Here is a 2,000-nt window from a genome sequence, read left to right as displayed (position 1 = left end):
CCACGATATTTCTAAACCCCGACCTATTCAAAACTTAATTTAATGAAAAAACTATACATAAGTTTATTATTACTAGGAAGTATTGGTCTTAGTTACGGACAAGATACACCCGCAGAACGCTTAGAATTAGCAGATAAGTTATTCAGTCGCTTTGAGTTTTCAGATGCAGCTGGTCATTATCATAAATTAACCAAAGGCGTAAAGACAGATAATTACATCAATTTGCAATTAGCCGAATGCTACTACAATATGTTTAACACAGTTGAAGCAGCAAAATGGTATGGAAAAGCCTTAGAGGTAAATCCAAATTTAGATGCAGAAATTTATTATCGTTATGCTCAGATGCTAAAAGCTAGTGGACGCTATGAGGTATCAAATGCAATAATGACAAAATACGCAGAATTAAAACCAGATGATCAACGATCAAAAGATTTTTTAGCAGATCCAGATTATATACCGCAATTACGTAGCCAAGAAGCTTTGTTTACGTACGAAGATAGTGGAATGAATGATTTGCAATATTCAGATTTTGGAGGAATCTTAACCGAAGATAATACCTTCTATTTTACAAGCGCACGAACAGAAAGCAAGAAGAAATACGGTTGGAATGAACAACCATATTTGGATATTTATTCAGCGAAATACGATCCAGAAGAAGGAAAGTTTAAAGACATAGCTCAAGTAAGCGAATTAAATTCGAAATTACACGACGGTCCAGTAACGATTACGGCAGACGGACAAACGATGTATTTTTCAAGTGAAAGTTTCCGTTCAAGAAAGTTTAAAAAGAATGTAGCTCAACGCTTAAAAGAAGGGAAAGTAAGTTTGTATCGAGCGAAATTTGATGGTAAGAAATGGAAAGATATCGAACCTGTTTCATTCAATAGCGCTGAATACATGGTAAGTAATCCAAGTGTAAGTGCAGATGGAAAAACCTTGTATTTCGCTTCGGATATGCCAGGTGGAATTGGAGGGATGGACATTTGGAAAGTTTCAATCAATGAAGATGGTAGTTATGGAGAGCCTGTTAATATGGGAGCAAGCGTAAATACAGAAGGAAGAGAATCATTCCCGTTTATTGATAGTGTAAATAACAAATTATATTTTGCCTCAGATACACAAAAAGGATTTGGAGGATTAGATGTTTTTTCACTAGACTTGGAAACTCCTGGATCTACAGCAAGAAATCTTGGCGATCCAGTAAATACACCAAAAGATGATTTTGCGCTTACTTTTTATCCAAACAAAGGCATTGGATTTTTGTCAACAAATCGAGTAAGTCGCGATGATATTTATCGTATTAAACCAATTTGTTTAACAGAGATCATCACAACAGTAAAAAACTCAAAAACAGGAGATTTACTAAAAGATACGCAGATTACGATATTTGATCACGATAACAACCCAATCGAAACACGATATACAGACAGTTATGGAATTGTCAGATATGAAGTAGATTGTAATCGTAGTTATTCATTAAAAGTAACCAAAGCAGATTTTGAAGGAAAAGACATTGAATTGGCAAAATGGAAAGGTGGAAAACAACCTGTAGAAGTTAATTTACGTCCGATAGAATTGATTGTCATAGTAGATAAAATCGAATTAGATGATATTTTCTTTGAATTTGATAAATCGAACATCACCCAACAAGGAGCTTTCGAATTGAATAAGTTAGTTCAGATTTTAGAAAGAAATCCGAATATGAAAATCAAAATCGAATCGCATACCGATAGTAAAGGAAGTGATGCATACAACTTGAAGTTATCAGAACGTAGAGCAATATCAACGTTACAATACGTGAAATCACAAGGGATAAGCGGCGATCGATTAGAAGCAAAAGGATATGGCGAGAGTCAACCAAAAGTAGATTGTGGTGAAAATTGTACACCAGAACAAGATGCGACTAACCGTAGATCCGAGTTTATTATCACTCAGAAATAGCATAGATTTATATTTAATTTGGAGAAAGCTCAACAGAATTTTTTTGTTGAGCTTTTTTT

1 protein-coding gene is annotated in these 2,000 nt (G+C 34.5%); it reads left to right on the top strand.

The window, feature by feature from the left end; genetic code table 11:
• Positions 1-42: 42 nt before the first annotated feature.
• A complete protein-coding gene (locus tag EG240_RS16280; protein WP_125020383.1) occupies positions 43-1,941 on the top strand; it encodes an OmpA family protein in 1,899 nt (632 codons plus the stop codon).
• Positions 1,942-2,000 lie beyond the last annotated feature (59 nt).

It is taken from the genome of Paenimyroides tangerinum, from assembly GCF_003865405.1.
GTDB classification, from domain to species: Bacteria; Bacteroidota; Bacteroidia; order Flavobacteriales; family Flavobacteriaceae; genus Flavobacterium; species Flavobacterium tangerinum.
This window is presented reverse-complemented; position numbering and strand designations above follow the sequence as displayed.

What these genes read in the sequence shown, in the direction of transcription:
- EG240_RS16280 (WP_125020383.1), top strand. Translation starts at nt 43, where the DNA reads ATGAAAAAACTATACATAAGTTTATTATTACTAGGAAGTATTGGTCTT.